The sequence below is a fragment of the Bacteroides sp. genome, assembly GCF_052357945.1.
Taxonomy (GTDB): Bacteria; Bacteroidota; Bacteroidia; order Bacteroidales; family Bacteroidaceae; genus Bacteroides.
The window spans coordinates 1-16,663 of the sequence record NZ_DAWCXD010000048.1 but is presented as its reverse complement, the minus strand read 5'-3'; the positions used below and the strand labels follow the sequence as shown (position 1 = coordinate 16,663).

Annotated in this window: 19 protein-coding genes, 1 tRNA gene and 1 pseudogene; 11 read left to right on the top strand and 10 right to left on the bottom strand. The window is 41.2% G+C overall.

All coding sequences use genetic code 11. The annotated features are described in order from the left end of the window. The first annotated feature begins 62 nt into the window (after positions 1 to 62). Positions 63 to 1,280, top strand: coding sequence for a PepSY-associated TM helix domain-containing protein (locus ACT8YW_RS10975; protein WP_099146819.1), 1,218 nt, complete (start codon positions 63 to 65; stop codon positions 1,278 to 1,280). 654 nt (positions 1,281 to 1,934) lie between these two features. Here the strand turns inward: ACT8YW_RS10975 and pfkA are convergent. From pfkA to cmk, 3 genes are all read right to left on the bottom strand, one after another. Beyond that, positions 1,935 to 2,915, bottom strand: a complete 981-nt coding sequence (gene pfkA, locus ACT8YW_RS10970) for a 6-phosphofructokinase (protein WP_004297914.1) — start codon at positions 2,913 to 2,915, stop codon at positions 1,935 to 1,937. A 199-nt stretch (positions 2,916 to 3,114) separates the two neighbouring features. After that, positions 3,115 to 3,984 (bottom strand): 4-hydroxy-3-methylbut-2-enyl diphosphate reductase, encoded by an 870-nt coding sequence (locus tag ACT8YW_RS10965; RefSeq protein ID WP_444104906.1) that lies wholly within the window; start codon positions 3,982 to 3,984, stop codon positions 3,115 to 3,117. An 8-nt stretch (positions 3,985 to 3,992) separates the two neighbouring features. Continuing rightward, positions 3,993 to 4,679, bottom strand: a complete 687-nt coding sequence (gene cmk / locus ACT8YW_RS10960) for a (d)CMP kinase (RefSeq protein WP_085931522.1) — start codon at positions 4,677 to 4,679, stop codon at positions 3,993 to 3,995. Between the two features lie 216 nt (positions 4,680 to 4,895). Here cmk and ACT8YW_RS10955 point away from each other — a divergent pair, with 216 nt between their 5' ends. The 9 genes from ACT8YW_RS10955 to ACT8YW_RS10915 all read left to right on the top strand — a co-directional run bounded on the left by ACT8YW_RS10955 (position 4,896) and on the right by ACT8YW_RS10915 (position 10,800). Then, positions 4,896 to 5,579: an energy transducer TonB gene (locus ACT8YW_RS10955; RefSeq protein WP_122136864.1), complete on the top strand. Its 684-nt coding sequence runs from the start codon at positions 4,896 to 4,898 to the stop codon at positions 5,577 to 5,579. 69 nt (positions 5,580 to 5,648) lie between these two features. After that, positions 5,649 to 6,623 (top strand): polyprenyl synthetase family protein, encoded by a 975-nt coding sequence (locus tag ACT8YW_RS10950; RefSeq protein WP_008998814.1) that lies wholly within the window; start codon positions 5,649 to 5,651, stop codon positions 6,621 to 6,623. Between the two features lie 15 nt (positions 6,624 to 6,638). Further along, positions 6,639 to 7,355, top strand: a complete 717-nt coding sequence (locus tag ACT8YW_RS10945) for a hypothetical protein (RefSeq protein ID WP_302825738.1) — start codon at positions 6,639 to 6,641, stop codon at positions 7,353 to 7,355. Next, positions 7,349 to 8,125 carry a TatD family hydrolase gene (locus ACT8YW_RS10940; protein ID WP_444104905.1) on the top strand — a complete coding sequence of 259 codons (777 nt, stop codon included), beginning with the start codon at positions 7,349 to 7,351 and terminating at the stop codon, positions 8,123 to 8,125. Before ACT8YW_RS10945 ends, ACT8YW_RS10940 begins: the two co-directional genes overlap by 7 nt. 120 nt (positions 8,126 to 8,245) lie before the next feature. After that, a tRNA-Ser gene (locus ACT8YW_RS10935) sits at positions 8,246 to 8,333 on the top strand. A gap of 71 nt (positions 8,334 to 8,404) precedes the next feature. Next, positions 8,405 to 9,205 (top strand): MotA/TolQ/ExbB proton channel family protein, encoded by an 801-nt coding sequence (locus tag ACT8YW_RS10930; RefSeq protein ID WP_004312432.1) that lies wholly within the window; start codon positions 8,405 to 8,407, stop codon positions 9,203 to 9,205. Between the two features lie 6 nt (positions 9,206 to 9,211). Continuing rightward, the gene (locus tag ACT8YW_RS10925) at positions 9,212 to 9,697 is read left to right on the top strand and encodes a hypothetical protein (RefSeq protein WP_004297929.1); all 486 of its coding nucleotides are present in this window, start codon (positions 9,212 to 9,214) and stop codon (positions 9,695 to 9,697) included. A 35-nt stretch (positions 9,698 to 9,732) separates the two neighbouring features. After that, positions 9,733 to 10,326, top strand: a complete 594-nt coding sequence (locus ACT8YW_RS10920) for an ExbD/TolR family protein (protein ID WP_004297930.1) — start codon at positions 9,733 to 9,735, stop codon at positions 10,324 to 10,326. A 3-nt stretch (positions 10,327 to 10,329) separates the two neighbouring features. Beyond that, entirely contained in the window at positions 10,330 to 10,800 is a 471-nt protein-coding gene (locus tag ACT8YW_RS10915) for an ExbD/TolR family protein (protein WP_004297931.1), read from the top strand. A 106-nt stretch (positions 10,801 to 10,906) separates the two neighbouring features. Here the strand turns inward: ACT8YW_RS10915 and ACT8YW_RS10910 are convergent, their stop codons facing one another. Both ACT8YW_RS10910 and ACT8YW_RS10905 read right to left on the bottom strand, forming a co-directional pair. Further along, on the bottom strand, positions 10,907 to 11,470 hold the full coding sequence (locus ACT8YW_RS10910) for a GNAT family N-acetyltransferase (RefSeq protein WP_444104904.1): 564 nt from the start codon (positions 11,468 to 11,470) through the stop codon (positions 10,907 to 10,909). Positions 11,471 to 11,513: 43 nt separating this feature from the next. Then, positions 11,514 to 12,791 (bottom strand): IgA Peptidase M64, encoded by a 1,278-nt coding sequence (locus ACT8YW_RS10905; protein WP_444104903.1) that lies wholly within the window; start codon positions 12,789 to 12,791, stop codon positions 11,514 to 11,516. 152 nt (positions 12,792 to 12,943) lie between these two features. Between ACT8YW_RS10905 and ACT8YW_RS10900 the strand changes: the two genes are divergently transcribed. Further along, complete coding sequence (locus ACT8YW_RS10900) at positions 12,944 to 13,423, top strand: Lrp/AsnC family transcriptional regulator (protein ID WP_004315769.1); 480 nt, start codon at positions 12,944 to 12,946, stop codon at positions 13,421 to 13,423. 46 nt (positions 13,424 to 13,469) lie between these two features. On the opposite strand, the gene ACT8YW_RS10895 is transcribed toward ACT8YW_RS10900, so the two are convergent. The 5 genes and pseudogenes from ACT8YW_RS10895 to ACT8YW_RS10875 form a co-directional block, all read right to left on the bottom strand. After that, positions 13,470 to 13,964 carry a dihydrofolate reductase gene (locus ACT8YW_RS10895; protein ID WP_444104902.1) on the bottom strand — a complete coding sequence of 165 codons (495 nt, stop codon included), beginning with the start codon at positions 13,962 to 13,964 and terminating at the stop codon, positions 13,470 to 13,472. A gap of 5 nt (positions 13,965 to 13,969) precedes the next feature. Then, the gene (locus ACT8YW_RS10890) at positions 13,970 to 14,764 is read right to left on the bottom strand and encodes a thymidylate synthase (RefSeq protein WP_444104901.1); all 795 of its coding nucleotides are present in this window, start codon (positions 14,762 to 14,764) and stop codon (positions 13,970 to 13,972) included. A gap of 39 nt (positions 14,765 to 14,803) precedes the next feature. After that, complete coding sequence (gene cls, locus ACT8YW_RS10885; RefSeq protein ID WP_162487385.1) at positions 14,804 to 16,075, bottom strand: cardiolipin synthase; 1,272 nt, start codon at positions 16,073 to 16,075, stop codon at positions 14,804 to 14,806. Positions 16,076 to 16,261: 186 nt separating this feature from the next. Beyond that, complete coding sequence (locus ACT8YW_RS10880) at positions 16,262 to 16,591, bottom strand: DUF5056 domain-containing protein (protein WP_049702122.1); 330 nt, start codon at positions 16,589 to 16,591, stop codon at positions 16,262 to 16,264. Further along, positions 16,572 to 16,663 (bottom strand): annotated as a pseudogene (locus tag ACT8YW_RS10875) (RNA polymerase sigma factor); the annotation flags it as partial. The gene ACT8YW_RS10880 and the pseudogene ACT8YW_RS10875, both read right to left, overlap by 20 nt.

Genomic DNA, 16,663 nt, shown 5'->3' with positions numbered 1-16,663 from the left:
TTAAAGATAAAAGCCTGCCGAGCGGAAAGCTTTGCAGGCTTTTCAAGAATGATAATGAAAACATGAAGAAAATATTCAGAAAGATACATTTGTGGCTTTCCGTCCCTTTCGGGCTGATAATCACTCTGATCTGTTTTTCCGGTGCGATGCTAGTATTTGAGGATGAAGTGAATGAACTGTCTTGTCACGATCTTTACTGCGTGGAAACGGTGAAGGAAGAACCTGTTCCTATCGAAAAGTTGCTTGAAAAAGTGGCATCTGCATTGCCGGATAGTATATCTGTGACCGGTGTCAGTATTTCTTCTGATCCCGAACGGGCTTATCAGGTCAGTCTTTCCAAACCACGCCGTGCCTCTTTATATGTAGATCAGTATACGGGTGAAATAAAAGGTAAAAAAGAACGTAGTAGCTTTTTTATGTTTATGTTCCGGATGCATCGTTGGCTGTTGGATAGTATGAATCCCGGAAATGAAGGAATATTTTGGGGAAAGATGATTGTGGGTGTCAGTACACTGCTATTTGTGGTGGTACTGGTCTCTGGTATTGTCATTTGGTGGCCCCATACACGTAGGGCACTGAAAAACAGTCTGAAAATATCGGCAACAAAAGGTTGGAAAAGATTCTGGTATGACTTGCATGTGGCAGGTGGAATGTATGCTTTGATCTTTTTGTTAGCTATGGCACTGACGGGATTGACATGGTCTTTTCCATGGTACCGGACGGCTTTTTATAAAGTTTTCGGGGTAGAGGTACAACAACGGGCTTCCCATGGAAATGAACAGAAGCATAATGAGCATAAAGGAAATACCGGACTGGCTGATCTGGAAAAGAAAAGGGGAGGAAATGGTAGGCGAAGTGCTGATAAAAGAGAGGGTTCGGAAAGCAATCATAGTGATCGGTATTCTGCGGCTTCACCATTTGCTTGTTGGCAGGAAGTGTATGATAAGCTAAAGCATCAAAATCCGGAATATAAGCAAATTAGTGTTTCTTCCGGTACGGCAAGTGTGTCTTTCGACCGCTTCGGAAATCAGCGTGCGTCTGACCGTTATTCTTTCAATACGGATACTGGTGAATTTACGGAAACAAGTCTTTATCAACATCAAGACAAGTCAGGAAAAATTCGCGGCTGGATTTATTCGGTACATGTCGGCAATTGGGGAGGGATGTTTACCCGCATACTTGCTTTTATTGCTGCTTTGATTGGGGCTGCATTACCACTGACCGGCTATTATTTATGGATAAGCAAATTCATCAGGCAATTAATAGGTACGAAGAAATAAAGGCTGTATAATGGTAGGCCATTGTCAATAATGGCATCTTTACTTTATTTCTATTCCGATTTGAGCAAAATCATACGATTTTGTTTAGAATACATTGTGATTTGTACTCTTTTTATCGTCAATCTGTCAGAATAACACTCAAGTGGTTGAATATCAATTCTATATATCCTGACAATAGATGTTGATAATAGGCTGACAATAAAACATATATACTTTTATTGTCAGTGCTGACTCCTTATCAGGTAGCTTGTTTGCAGGCTGATAAAGTGGGAGGGATAGGAAAAGAAACTGGTATAGTTACGTTGGGATACCGGTATTGTTCTATTAAAGTATCGGTATCATTAATTTCCCACGGCCGTGACAAGATCTTCCCACGGCCGTGGTGAATTAGCTATATCGGCATCCTAATCGAACAATAGTTACTGTATGATGGAAGTATTGCGTTGTATAACGGTAGTTTAATGGATATTTGTCACGAAAGGTAAGTAGCACTGGAGGATGGGATTCATATATATGAACGCACTTGGTGTTGTAGTTGTCGTTCATCTCTATTATATTATATAAATAAAAGAGCCATGAATAAATGGGTTACTCCATCATTCACAGCTCTTTATCGTCGTATATCAGTAAAAATAAACTTTTTAGAATAAAAAATTAGATCGAAAGCTCTTTCAATACAGTAACAAGGTCTCTCTTGATTGGTTTGTCATTCTTAATAGCCTTGCTGAACGGCACGTAAACGATTTCATCATGTTCGATTCCGATCATAACATTACGTTGATCTTCCATAATAGCATCGATAGCAGCAGCACCAAGGCGGCTTGCCAGGATACGGTCGTGAGCGGTAGGGCTACCACCACGTTGCAGATGACCTAAAATCGTCACACGTACATCATATTGCGGATATTCGTTTTTCACACGTTCGGCATAATGCATGGCTCCTCCTGTCAGTTCGCTTTCGGCTACCAATACAATGCTACTGTTTTTTGATTTGCGGAATCCGTTTTTGATAAACTCTTCCAGTTGGTCGACTTCCGTACTGAATTCCGGAATAATGGCAGCTTCCGCACCCGAAGCGATAGCTCCGTTCAACGCAAGGAAACCGGCATCACGTCCCATAACTTCAACGAAGAACAAACGTTCATGTGAAGTGGCTGTGTCGCGAATCTTATCTACGGCATCCAATATGGTATTCAATGCAGTATCATATCCGATGGTCGTATCTGTACCATAAAGGTCGTTGTCAATAGTTCCCGGCAGTCCGATACATGGAACATCAAATTCTTGTGCAAAGATACGCGCACCTGTCAGTGAGCCATCTCCACCAATGATAACCAAAGCATCGATGCCTTCTTTTTTCATGTTGTCATAAGCCAACTGACGACCTTCCGGAGTCGTGAACTCTTTACAACGGGCTGTTTTCAGGATAGTACCACCCAACTGGATGATATTACTCACATTCTGACTCTTGAATTCTTTGATTTCACCTGTAACCAGACCTTTATATCCTCTGTATATACCTTTAACTTGCAATCCATTGTAGATGGCTGCACGTGTCACTGCACGTATAGCAGCGTTCATTCCCGGAGCATCACCTCCAGAGGTCAAAATTCCGATACACTTAACTGTTCCCATATAACAATCTCTCATTAATTAGTTTGACGCGGCAAATGTACAACAAAAAGTTGAAAGCAGTGGTTATGAAGTTTTTTTTCGTAAGAAGAAAACATTAAAAATGTTCAAATGACCTTTTTTCGCTTTCCTTTTATTCGTTCATGTTACTTTGCCGTTTCCTTATGTTGCTTTGCTATTATTCTTTGTCAGAATAAAGCTGCTATTCTTTGATGAGCGTCCGAATGTGATTGTAAATCTTCTCCATCAACCATTTAGGAGTAGAAGTCGCACCACATACGCCAATTGAATTTACGTTTTGAAGGAGAGAAGGATCTATTTCTTTCTCGTTATCTATCAAATGTGAATTGGTATTCACCTTCAAACATTCTTCGAACAGCATTTTTCCGTTTGAACTCTTTTTGCCGCTGACGAAAAATATCAAATCGTGTGTAGCTGCAAATTCCCGGAGCTTAGGCAGCCGGTTGGCAACCTGACGACAGATAGTATCGTAATATTCGAAAGTCGCCTCCGGTGAAATATGTTGCTTGAAGTATTCCACGATTTCCTGAAACTCGTCCAGTGACTTGGTAGTCTGTGAGAAAAGACGGATGCTTTTGTTTAAATCCAACTTTTTGGCTTCTTCTGCCTTTTCGATGACAATTGCTTTTCCATCTGTTTGACCCACCAATCCCAGCACTTCAGCATGGCCGCTTTTGCCGTATATGACAATTTGTTTTTCTTTGTCACTGTCTGCCAGATACCCTTGCCTGATACGTTTTTGCAAACGTAATACTACCGGACAGGTCGCATCGATAATTTCTATATTATTTTCACGGGCAATCATGTAAGTTTCCGGTGGCTCTCCGTGTGCGCGAAGCAATACTTTGGCATTCTTCAGTTGCTTGAATTCTTCCCGGTTGATCGTGATTAATCCCATCGTTTTAAGCCTTTCCACTTCCCGGCTATTGTGTACAATATCTCCGAGACAATAGAGAGTCTCTCCCTTTGCCAACTCCTCTTCTGCCTTATGAATGGCTGTCACCACACCAAAGCAGAAGCCGGAACCTTCGTCTATCTCTACCTTGATCATAAAGCAAACTATTTACTTACCTTATTAAATTGTCCGAAAAGCCATTCCTTTTGCTCTTCAATCGATAAGTGGGTGTTATCCAGAAGCAGAGCATCTTCAGCTTTGCGAAGCGGACTTACTTCCCTGTTCTGGTCGATATAATCCCGTTGTTTCACGTTTTCCAGAATTTCGTCGAAGCTGGCTTCCTGTCCTTTTGCTTTCAGCTCGTCATAACGACGTTGAGCACGGATTTCGGGAGTAGCGGTTACAAATATTTTCAGTTCCGCATCCGGGAAAACGGTAGTTCCTATATCCCGGCCATCCATGACAATGCCCTTTTCCTTTCCCATTGCCTGTTGCTGCGCCACCATTTCTTCACGTACGAAATCAAGCGTACTGATAGGGCTCACTTTGGAAGAAACCTCCATTGAACGGATTTTATTCTCCACATTCACGCCGTTCAGATACGTGTCGGGACGTCCGGTTTCCTTATTCAGCTGGAAAGATATACGAATGTTCTTAATTTCTTTTTTCAGTTTCTCCGTATCGATCACGTCTCCGTTGAAAATCCCGTTCTCTATACTATATAAAGTGACCGCACGATACATGGCTCCGCTGTCAATGTAAATGTAACCCACTTCGCGGGCAAGATCTTTGGCCATTGTACTTTTTCCACAAGAGGAAAAGCCATCGATTGCAATTGTTATCTTTTTCATATTCAGTTCGTCTGATTTGTCCGCCAAAGATACGGTAAATTTGAAAATCAACCATAGCTTTGCCGTTAAAAGGAGCAAGACAAGTACGAAAGAATTAAAAAAGTTAAAAAGCTGGATAAAAAGAGGTGAAGAGGGGAATGAATCTATGAAAATGTACTATATTTGCCCAGAGACACATGGAAGACATTTTTTTTTAATCATTATATTAATAAATTTATGGAAGTTAAAAAATCACCCAAGGCAGACCTGGAAGGCAAGAAGTCAACATGGCTGCTCATTGGTTACGTGGTAGTTCTAGCTTTCATGTTCGTGGCGTTCGAATGGACCCAGCGTGACGTGAAGATAGATACAAGCCAGGCAGTAGCCGATGTCGTGTTTGAAGAGGAAATCATTCCTATTACCGAAACCCCGGAACAGGCAGCACCGCCACCACCTGAAGCTCCAAAGGTAGCAGAATTGCTGGAGATTGTGGATGATAAAGCTGAAATTGAGGAAACTACAACTATTATTAATGAGGATAATCAAGCCCGCGTAGAAGTAAAATACGTGCCAGTACAAGTGGTTGAAGAAGAACCGGAAGAACAGACGATTTTCGAGGTTGTAGAAAACATGCCGGACTTTCCGGGCGGACAGGCAGCTTTGATGCAGTATCTGGCAAAAAATATTAAATATCCGACTATCGCACAGGAAAACGGAACTCAAGGACGTGTTATCGTACAGTTCGTTGTTAACAGAGACGGTAGTATCGTAGATGCGAAGGTTGTACGTAGCGTTGATCCGTATCTGGATAAAGAAGCCCTCCGTGTGATTAATACCATGCCGAAGTGGAAACCAGGTATGCAGCGCGGAAAACCGGTGCGTGTTAAATTTACGGTTCCTGTGATGTTTAGATTGCAGTAATTTGTAACACTATAAATTGGGAGGCTGCTTTCGGCAGCCTCTTTTTATTCATTAATTTTTTTATTCATCATGTTTACAGCTTCTCAATTACTCGATAAGATAAATAATCATATCTCTGAAATCCAGTTTACCCGGACGCCGAAAGGGCTTTATGAACCGATTGAATATATCCTTTCTCTGGGTGGGAAGCGGATACGTCCTGTATTAATGTTGATGGGATATAACCTGTATCGGGAGGATGTTGCGTCTATATACGATCCTGCCACTGCAATTGAAGTTTATCACAATCACACCTTGTTGCATGATGATTTGATGGATCGTTCGGATGTGCGCAGAGGGAAACCTACCGTGCACAAGGTCTGGAATGATAATACTGCTGTACTTTCGGGAGATGCTATGCTGATTCTGGCATTTCGGTATATGACGGGCTGTCCGCCGGAACACCTGAAAGAAGTGATGGATTTATTCAGCCTGACTACACTCGAAATCTGTGAAGGACAGCAACTGGATATGGAATTTGAATCTCGCTGTGACGTCACAGAAGACGAATACATTGAAATGATTCGTTTGAAAACAGCTGTGTTGCTTGCGGGTAGTCTTAAAATAGGTGCAATTCTGGCAGGAGCGACTGCTGAAGATGCAGAGAATCTATATAATTTTGGAATGCATATCGGAGTAGCATTCCAGTTGCAGGATGATTTGTTGGATGTATATGGTGATCCGGAAGTGTTCGGGAAGAAAATAGGTGGAGACATCCTCTGCAATAAAAAAACATATATGCTTATCAAAGCACTGAACCGTGCGGATGAAAAGCAGCATGCTGAATTGAATCGTTGGTTGAATGCGGAAGCTTTTCAACCAACTGAAAAAATCGAAGCGGTAACTGAAATCTATAATCAGTTGAATATCCGCAATATCTGTGAAAGCAAAATGCGTGAATATTATACGTTCGCTATGGAAAGTCTGGCGGCGGTAGCTGTTGCGGAAGATAGAAAAAAAGAACTGAAGAATCTGGTGAAATTATTAATGTATCGTGAAATGTAGTTAAGTATCGGAGATATGCCTTATAGACGACTACCAAATACAGATCAAGCAAGAGTTCGGGCGCTGAAAGCGGCTGTCGAAAAGGGGGAGATGTATAATGTGCGTGACTTGGCTATTACATTGAAGACATTATTTGAGGCGCGCAATTTCTTGCATCGGTTTGAGGCAGCGCAAATTTATTATACCCAGTGCTACGATAATCAGTCGCGTGCCAGCCGTAAACATCAGATGAATGTGAAGACTGCCCGGCTGTATATCTCTCATTTTATTCAGGTGCTCAATTTGGCAGTGCTTCGTGATGAAATCAAGGTAACACATAAAGAGTTATATGGCTTGCCTGCTTCCAATACCGTACCAGACCTGTTGAGTGAAGCCTCACTGGTAGAGTGGGGGAAGAAAATAATCGAAGGCGAACAACAAAGGACCACTCAAGGTGGCATACCTATTTATAATCCGACTATTGCACGTGTGAAAGTGCATTATGATATTTTCCTGGATAGCTATGAACGGCAGAAGAACTATCAGGCATTAACCAATCGTAGTCTTGATGAACTGGCGTCCATGCGTGACCGTGCGGATGAATTGATCTTGGATATCTGGAATCAGGTAGAAGCCAAATACCAGGATGTCACTCCCAATGATACCCGATTAGAAAAATGTCGCGATTATGGGCTGATATATTATTATCGCTCCAGCGAAAAAATAAAAGAAGAAAAAGAAATATCATGTTGATCGATACTCATTCTCATCTTTTTGTTGAAGAATTTACCGAAGATTTGCCTCTGGTGATGGAACGTGCCAGGAAAGCAGGAGTTTCCTATATATTTATGCCCAATATAGACAGCACGACCATTGATGCTATGTTGTCGGTTTGTAGGGATTATCCGGGATTTTGCTATCCGATGATCGGATTGCACCCCACTTCTGTCAATGAATCGTATGAACAGGAATTAGCGATTGTTCACAAATACTTGTCGACTTCTCATGAGTTTGTGGCTGTCGGAGAAATAGGTCTTGATCTTTATTGGGATAAGACTTTTCTGAAAGAGCAAGTCTTGGTTTTTGAAAAGCAAATAGAGTGGGCGCTGGAATATAGTCTTCCCATTGTAATCCATTCAAGAGAAGCGTTTGAATATATATATAAGGTAATGGAACCCTATAAAAATACCCCATTAACCGGCATTTTTCATAGTTTTACCGGGACATCGGAAGAAGCGGCGAAATTGTTGGAATTTGAAGGATTTATGTTAGGTATCAATGGAGTTGTAACTTTCAAGAAATCGACTTTGCCGGAGGCATTGACGACTGTTCCTTTAGAGCGCATTGTGCTCGAAACCGATTCTCCCTATTTGGCTCCCGTGCCGAACCGGGGAAAGAGAAATGAAAGTGCCAATGTGAGAGACACACTCATGAAGGTGGCTGATATTTATCAGAGGGATCCGGAGTACGTGGCACAGGTCACTTCTGTGAATGCGCTAAAAGTGTTCGGAATCCGCAAATAAGGTTCGAAAGGTTTTAAATTATATTAATTTGCCGTATTTATTCGAGATAAAAGAGGGAGAATGCTTCTTGAAAAGAAAAAAAAGAATACATTTGTAGCTGAAAATGCTGAAAACACAGAGGGAGAGATGCTCGAGTGGTTGAAGAGGCACGCCTGGAAAGCGTGTATACGCCAAAAGCGTATCCGGGGTTCGAATCCCCGTCTCTCCGCAGAAATGAAAGAGAAATGAGAAGTAAATACAATAATAATCAATTAATTAATCTTAAAAATTAGACACACAATGAAAAAGTTATTTGCAATTGTTGCTGTGATTGGGGCCTTCACTTTTGGCTCAATTCAACTTGCTCAGGCTCAAGACGCTCCTGCAGCAGAACAAACTGAACAACAAGCTGCTCCTGCCGCTGAAGCTACTACAGCTGCTGCTCCTGCTGCAGAAGAGGGTGGTATTCACAAGGAAATCAAAGTTAAATTCATCGAAGGTACTGCATCTTTCATGAGTTTGGTAGCTATCGCTTTGGTGATCGGTTTGGCTTTCTGTATTGAACGTATCATTTATTTGAGTTTGGCTGAAATCAACACAAAAAAATTCATGGCATCTATCGAAGCTGCTTTGGAAAAAGGTGATGTTGAAGCTGCTAAAGACATTGCTCGTAACACCAGAGGCCCGGTTGCTTCTATCTACTACCAAGGTTTGATGAGAATCGATCAAGGTATCGACGTAGTTGAGAAGTCTGTTGTATCTTATGGTGGTGTACAGGCAGGTTACCTTGAAAAAGGATGTTCTTGGATCACACTGTTTATCGCAATGGCTCCGTCACTCGGATTCTTGGGTACTGTAATCGGTATGGTGCAGGCATTTGATAAAATCCAGCAGGTAGGTGATATCTCTCCGACGGTTGTTGCAGGTGGTATGAAAGTTGCCTTGATTACAACTATCTTCGGTTTGATCGTAGCATTGATCCTTCAGGTATTCTACAACTACGTACTTTCTAAAATTGAGGCTCTTACAAGTGAAATGGAAGATTCTTCTATCTCTTTGCTTGATATGGTAATCAAATATAACTTGAAATACAAAAAATAATCTAAAATGAGTAAGTTAACATATAGAATATCGTATTACGCACTGTATGCGATGTTTGCTATTATTCTGATCGTTATTGGCTTGTTCTTCTTAGGAGGAGATGCCTCGGGCGATGCCTTAATTCCGGGAGTAGATCCCGAAATGTGGCAACCGGCTCAAACAGACGCCTTACTCTATCTGATGTACGTTTTGTTTGGCTTAGCCATTGCAGCCACTGTTATTGCTGCTGTATTCCAATTTGGTGCGGCTTTGAAGGATAACCCGGCAAATGCCATCAAGTCTTTACTTGGTTTGGTTCTTTTAGCTGTTGTTCTTATTGTAGCTTGGGCAATGGGTGATGGTACACCAATGCAGATTCCGGGCTATAGTGGTACAGACAATGTTCCTTTTTGGCTGAAAGTAACTGATATGTTCCTTTATTCTATTTACATATTGTTGTTTGTGACAGTTGTTGCAATCATTGCGAGTGGTATAAAGAAAAAATTATCGTAATCAATTGAGGATACTCGATTAAATAAGTTATTAAAATGGCAAAAGGAAAAAGAAAAGTTCCTGATATTAACTCAAGTTCTACGGCGGATATCGCTTTCTTGTTGCTGATCTTCTTCTTGATTACAACATCAATGGATACGGACCGTGGTTTGGCAAGACTTTTGCCTCCACCACCCGAAGATGAAAAGAATGAGAATACCGATAAAATTAAAGAACGTAACATCCTGCAGGTTTATCTGAATAAAGATGATGCTTTGATGTGCGGGAATGATTATATTGGTGTTGATCAGTTGAGGCAGAAAGCCAAAGAGTTTATTGCTAACATCAATAACGCTGAGAATATGCCGGAAAAGACACAAAAAAATGTCGATTTCTTTGGTACTACTCTTGTTAATGATAAGCATGTAATTTCTTTGCAGAATGACCGTGGATCTTCTTATCAGGCATATATAAGTGTGCAGAACGAATTGGTAGCTGCATACAATGAATTGAGAGATGAGTTAGCTCAAGAAAAGTTTGGGGTTACTTATGCTGAACTGAATGATGCACAGCAGAAAGCTGTTCGTGAAGTTTATCCGCAACGAATTTCTGAAGCAGAACCTAAAAAATACGGAGAAAAAAAGAAGTAAGTAATGGGAAAATTTAATAAGACTGGTAAACGTGAAATGCCGGCATTGAATACTTCTTCGTTGCCTGACCTTATCTTTACCTTGTTGTTCTTCTTTATGATTGTAACAACGATGCGTGAGGTAACATTAAAGGTGCAGTTTACACTTCCGCAAGGTACTGAACTCGAAAAACTGGAGAAGAAATCACTGGTAACATTCATTTATGTAGGGGAACCTACACAAGAATATCGCGCGAAAATGGGTACTGAAAGTCGTATTCAGTTGAATGACAGTTATGCTGAAGTGGGTGAAGTACAAGACTTCATTTTTCAGGAACGTGCGAGTATGAATGAAGGCGATGCTGCTAAGATGACTGTGTCTCTGAAAGTAGATCAGAAGACAAAGATGGGTATTGTTACTGATGTAAAAAATGCTCTTAGAAAATCTTATGCTTTGAAGATTAACTATTCGGCTACGAAACGTGGTGAGAAGTAATTAGTTAATTTAATATATAAAAGTAAAGGGTGTTCAAACTATTGGGACACCCTTTCTTTTTTATTCTTTCTTTAGAACTTATAAAAGTCGTTTTCTGTAAGTTAATTTATATCGGTTTTTCTTTTTTATTTTCCAACTCTTTTACTCCGTATACTTCCGTATGAATTTTATTCTTGATTGTTTCAAAATCCTTTTCACAATCCAATTCTCCGTGTACCATTAAATACATGGGTAGAAAATCATCTCCGGGTTTGTAAGGAGGTTGGCTATAGTCTTTTTCCCACAGCGTAAAGCCTTGACGTTGATAAAAGTTGATACGGCGTTTTGCCATTTCCTCTATCGGACGTTCTACTTCCAATACGATCGGGCGTTTCAAATAATTGCACAAGTATTCCAGCGTGCGTTTTCCATAGCCTCCATTTCGCAGGGCAGGATTAGTTGCAAAGTGTTCTACATAGTAGAAACTGTCAAAATCCCAATAGGTAATGAAGCCGACTGGCAGGTCATCATCAAAGATGATGTTATTGTGAAAGTTGCCCGTACGATCAGTGTACTCGCGCAGTTGTTCCAACTGACGGTACTCTTCCGGTGGAAACGAATCAATTAGAAGCTCTTCCATGAATTTGTAATGTTGCAGATCCGACGTACTAATTGGTTGAAGTCTAATCATGAGGTTTGGGTTTTAAGTTTGACAATAATATAATTGTATTCCATTAAGGAACATAAAATTCAATCATTCGATGGATGGCACGTTGACAAACCGGACAAAACTCCGGATATTCGTTTGTTTTCATGCGACAGTCATAAGCCGGACGATAAATGCCTTTGGCAGAGTAGCCACCTCCTTCATATACTCCTACGGGATATTTCTTTTTTTCAGCAATAGGGGTCGGGATCGGGGTACCTGACGGAAGCATATCTTTCCATTTGGAAGCGAAGTTCACACGTGTTGAAATATTCTGTTCCCATGGTTCGACATCCAGCGGATAAGTATCTGTCATCACATCATCATCATAGAAATATTCGTCAGCCAGTCCACCGAAACTGTGTCCGAACTCGTGCACGACTACCGGCTTGAACATCGGGTGATGGGCCGTGGTCAGCGTATACGAATTGTATATTCCACCACCACCATATATATCCGTGTTAGCCAGGATGATGATATGTTCGTAGGGGATGCCTGCCAATGCATTATGGATAGACTTTACCCGGCTGGTAGTCAGATAACGGTCCGAGTAAAAAGTATCGAAATGGGAGTGAACCGCCGTTTGTTTCCACTGATTTTCGCGGGGAACACTGACACCACTGTCCGTAGAAGGACTGGCTACGGCAACAATATTAAATTTACCCTTCATGGAGCGGAACGGCTCATACGAAAACAAACTTTCGCAGGTACGTTGTGCATCCTGGTAGAAAATATCCATTTCTTTTTCTGTGTATCCTTCTGCAAGGATGGCAACATCTATGCAGTCTTTTTCATTACCACTTTGAAGCATATACCGATGCGGAGTAACATGTGATACTCCCCGTTTATGAATCAGTATGTCATTCGGACGCACGATATGTTTGTAAGTAGCCATTGTTTTCTTTCGCGGAGAATATAAAGTGACTTCTATTTCCACAGGCTGTTTGGGATAAGGAAGAAGAAAGGTATTTTCAAACCCTTTAGCTGTTTCTTTAGCTTCGTCTGTTGACAGCCATTCTTGAAATAAAGAAGAGAAAGATGTTTTGTAGATACACTGTTTGCTGGCAAGGTCTTTCACAATAATTTGTCCGTTGCCTTCCAAGGGAAGTTCGGAGAGATGGTGTTGACGGCCTGCCCAGGTGGGAAGCTGTGATAGTTCATCCAGATAAATAGCCTGTTGTGTAGCATCCCCAGTAAAGATATAATCCACTCGCAATGTTTTGTTCTGAAAATAATCAGCAAAATTCTGGGCATAACTTCCTATAGAAGTGCAGAAACACAGAATGATACAGCAAATATGTTTCATATAAATGGTATATTTATGTTTTTCGCAAAGGTACGAACTATTGTTGACTTATCCGCTTTCTGCAAATAAAAGTAATAGATTATAGTATTTGTTGTCGAAAAATCGCTAACTTTGCATAAAAGATTCATTGATAAAAACAATTTGATTCAAAAATGGGACATCATCAATTAGATGCTTTAGATGAGCAAATTCTGAGACTGATTGCAGGGAATGCGCGTATTCCTTTTTTGGAAGTGGCAAGAGCATGTAATGTTTCCGGTGCTGCGATCCATCAGCGTATTCAGAAACTTACTAATCTAGGAATATTAAAAGGTTCGGAGTATGTTATCGACCCCGAGAAAATCGGATATGAGACTTGCGCTTATATTGGTATATATCTAAAAGACCCCGAATCCTTTGACTCGGTAACAAAAGCTTTAGAGGCTATCCCCGAAGTGGTGGAATGTCATTTCACTACCGGAAAATACGATATGTTTATCAAAATTTACGCAAAGAATAACCACCACTTATTGAGTATTATTCACGATAAGTTGCAACCATTGGGCTTGGCGCGTACCGAAACATTAATCTCCTTCCATGAAGCCATTAAGCGGCAGATGCCGATTATGGTCGACATAGAAGATGAAGATTAATCATTAGTCAGTATTCGTGGTTGGATCACAGTAAGAAACAATTTTCTTACTTTCTTACGTAATCAACGAAAGCATAGGAGCAGAGATGTTTCTCATCCGCAGGATGGGCTTCTCTGCTTTTTTCCTGCCATACCTTTGAAGATACTTCCGGAAAATAGGCATCAGCTTCGGGAGCTGTACTGTCTATCTCTGTCAGGCAAAGTTCGTCAGCGAAGGAAAGAGCCTGCTGATAAATGCTTGCCCCTCCTATAATATAAATATGTTCATCCTCCCGGCAACTTTTCAAAGCCGTTTCGAGTGAAGGAAACATTTCCGCACCGGAACATACTGTATCCGGATTGGAAGATAAAACGATATTTCTTCGATTGGGCAATGCGCCTTTCGGTAATGACTCGAAAGTTTTGCGTCCCATAAGTATGGTGTTTCCGGTAGTTAATGCTTTGAAACGTTTCAAATCATTCGGTAACCAGAAGAGAAGCTTATTCTCAAAGCCTATAGCCATGCGGCGGTCTACGGCAGCAATGATGGATACTTTACTCATATTTTTTACACGGCTACTGCTCCTGCAATATGCGGATGCGGATCATAGTTTACTAACTCGAAGTCCTCAAATTTAAAATCGAAGATATTTTTTACGTTCGGATTGATTTTCATTTGTGGCAATGGACGAGGCTCCCGTGATAATTGGAGTTTCACTTGTTCCAGATGGTTCAGGTAGATATGAGCATCACCGAAAGTATGAACGAAATCGCCGGCTTTCAAACCTGTCACTTGTGCCATCATTTGCAGCAATAATGCGTATGAAGCAATGTTGAAGGGAACACCGAGAAATATATCGGCACTGCGTTGATATAGTTGCAGGCTCAACCGCCCGTCTGCTACGTAAAACTGAAAGAATGCATGGCAGGGAGGTAGATTCATATTGTTCAAATCTGCTACGTTCCACGCACTAACGATGATACGGCGTGAATCCGGATTGTGTTTGAGTGTCTCTACTACTTCGCTGATCTGGTCGATGAAGCCGCCGTTGTAATCAGGCCATGAACGCCATTGATAACCGTAGACATGACCCAAATCACCGTTCTCGTCCGCCCATTCGTTCCAAATACGTACTCCGTGTTCCTGCAGGTATTTCACGTTTGTATCTCCTTGCAGAAACCAAAGCAATTCGTATATGATTGATTTCAGATGCAGTTTTTTGGTTGTCAGACACGGGAAACCGTCATCAAGGTTAAAACGCATCTGATGACCGAAGATACTGATTGTTCCGGTTCCGGTACGATCACCTTTTTCCGTGCCTTCGGTAAGTACACGATTGAGTAAATCCAGGTATTGTTTCATAATGAATAATTTGCAGTGAAAATGATTCTCCGTACAAAATTACAAAAATGGAGTGAATAAATTAGCAAACCAGCCGACGAACTTCTTCCAGGGAGAACGCTTTTTCCAAAACTCCGGTGTCAGCTGGGTGCAATGCTCGATATCGTTTCGGAACATATTATTTAATTCACCCGTTATTCTTTTATCAAAAATAAAGGCATTTGTTTCGTAGTCATATCGTAGGCTGCGGCTGTTCAGGTTGGCGGTACCGACTGTGCAGAACAAGTCGTCCACCATCATAATTTTCGAGTGATGGAATCCCCCGTTGTACATGTAGACAGTAGCTCCCCTTTTCATCAGTTTATGTAACTTATAAAGTGCGGCATCCGGAGTAAAAGGGATATCGGAAGCAGAGGAAACCATGATGGTTACATCTACTCCCCGGTCGATTGTCCGGTTCAACGCCTTTTTGATGGAAGAAGTCGGTACAAAATAAGGATTGACGATATGAACATTCTTTTGTGCCGAATAAATGCTCATGGCATAGGCATGACTCAACATACGGCTATTCTTTTTTGGGGTACGGTCTACAATTGCTACAACGATATTCGTGCTGTCTGTCTGTCCCTCATGTTGAGGAAAATAAGCTTCTCCTCCTATATTCTGTTTAGTCTCTTTGTTCCAGATTGTCAGGAAAATTTCCTGCAAATCATTGACAGCATCCCCTTCGATACGCATGTGCATATCACGCCAGGTTCCGATTTTGGGTAGTCCGTTGATATAATAATCGGCGATATTCATTCCGCCTGTATATGCCACTTTTCCGTCGATAACAGCAATTTTGCGATGGTCGCGGTGGGCGGCGTGATTGATATAAGGGAAGGTGAACGGGTCAAACTTGACGATTTCGATTCCCTGTTCACGTATTTTCTTGAGGTGTTTCTTTTTAAGGGGCTTGTTGTTCGACCAGTTTCCGAAAGCGTCAAACATAGCTCGTACTTCAACGCCTTCTTTCACTTTTTCGGCTAATAAAGTGAACAAAGCATTGGCAATGGAGTCATTTCGGAAGTTGAAATATTCCAGATGAACATGATGTTTAGCTTCCCGGATGGCTTCAAATAAATCGATAAACTTCTCCCGTCCGCTTTTTAGCAGTTTGACTTTATTATTATCAGATATAGGGATTCCCGACTCTTCTAGGAAATGCAGTACTAGGGAATCGCTTGTTAGTCCGATTGAGTCTCTGGGCTGCGTCATCAGACTGTCGATGACATCTGCCTGAACATGTAATAAAGACAGGAACAGAAATAAAATAAATATACGTAGTTTCAAAACTCTTCTCTCTATTTTAGTTTACAGAGCAACAAATATACAACATCTATGTTTGGGCTTACTTGGAGTAAAGGGTAGATTTATTATTGTTTAACACTAAAAGGGAGGGATAAAGAGTTCTTTGACTCATAAAGATAAAAATCCGGGAAACTTATGCTTTGGACTTTTAATCTGTATTTATTTTGTTTATGCCATAGAAGCAACCTTTCGTGTAGCCATAAATAATAATACAACAGCTGCGATAATAATTGACTTTGGATCAAGGCTGGTAGTGCCATGATTAATCATGCCGATAAATACTTCTCTTATTGTTCCCCAAGCTGCTTCCAATCCGCCTAACCATACGAAAAGTACGGCAGCCACAGTCATTACGAAGGCACTCCAGATACGAGCCAGATGGTTGCTACGACCGGGTAAATGGTGCATGACACGGCGACTGAATCCGTTGTCTGCTATTTCCTGCTTGTTTTCTGCGAAGAAATCGCGCAAGAGCTTATCATTGTCTATTTCTGTCATAACCGTTTTGTTTTAAGTACGTTGCTAATTTTTCTTTTCCACGTGACAGGTGGCTTTTCACCGTTCCTGACG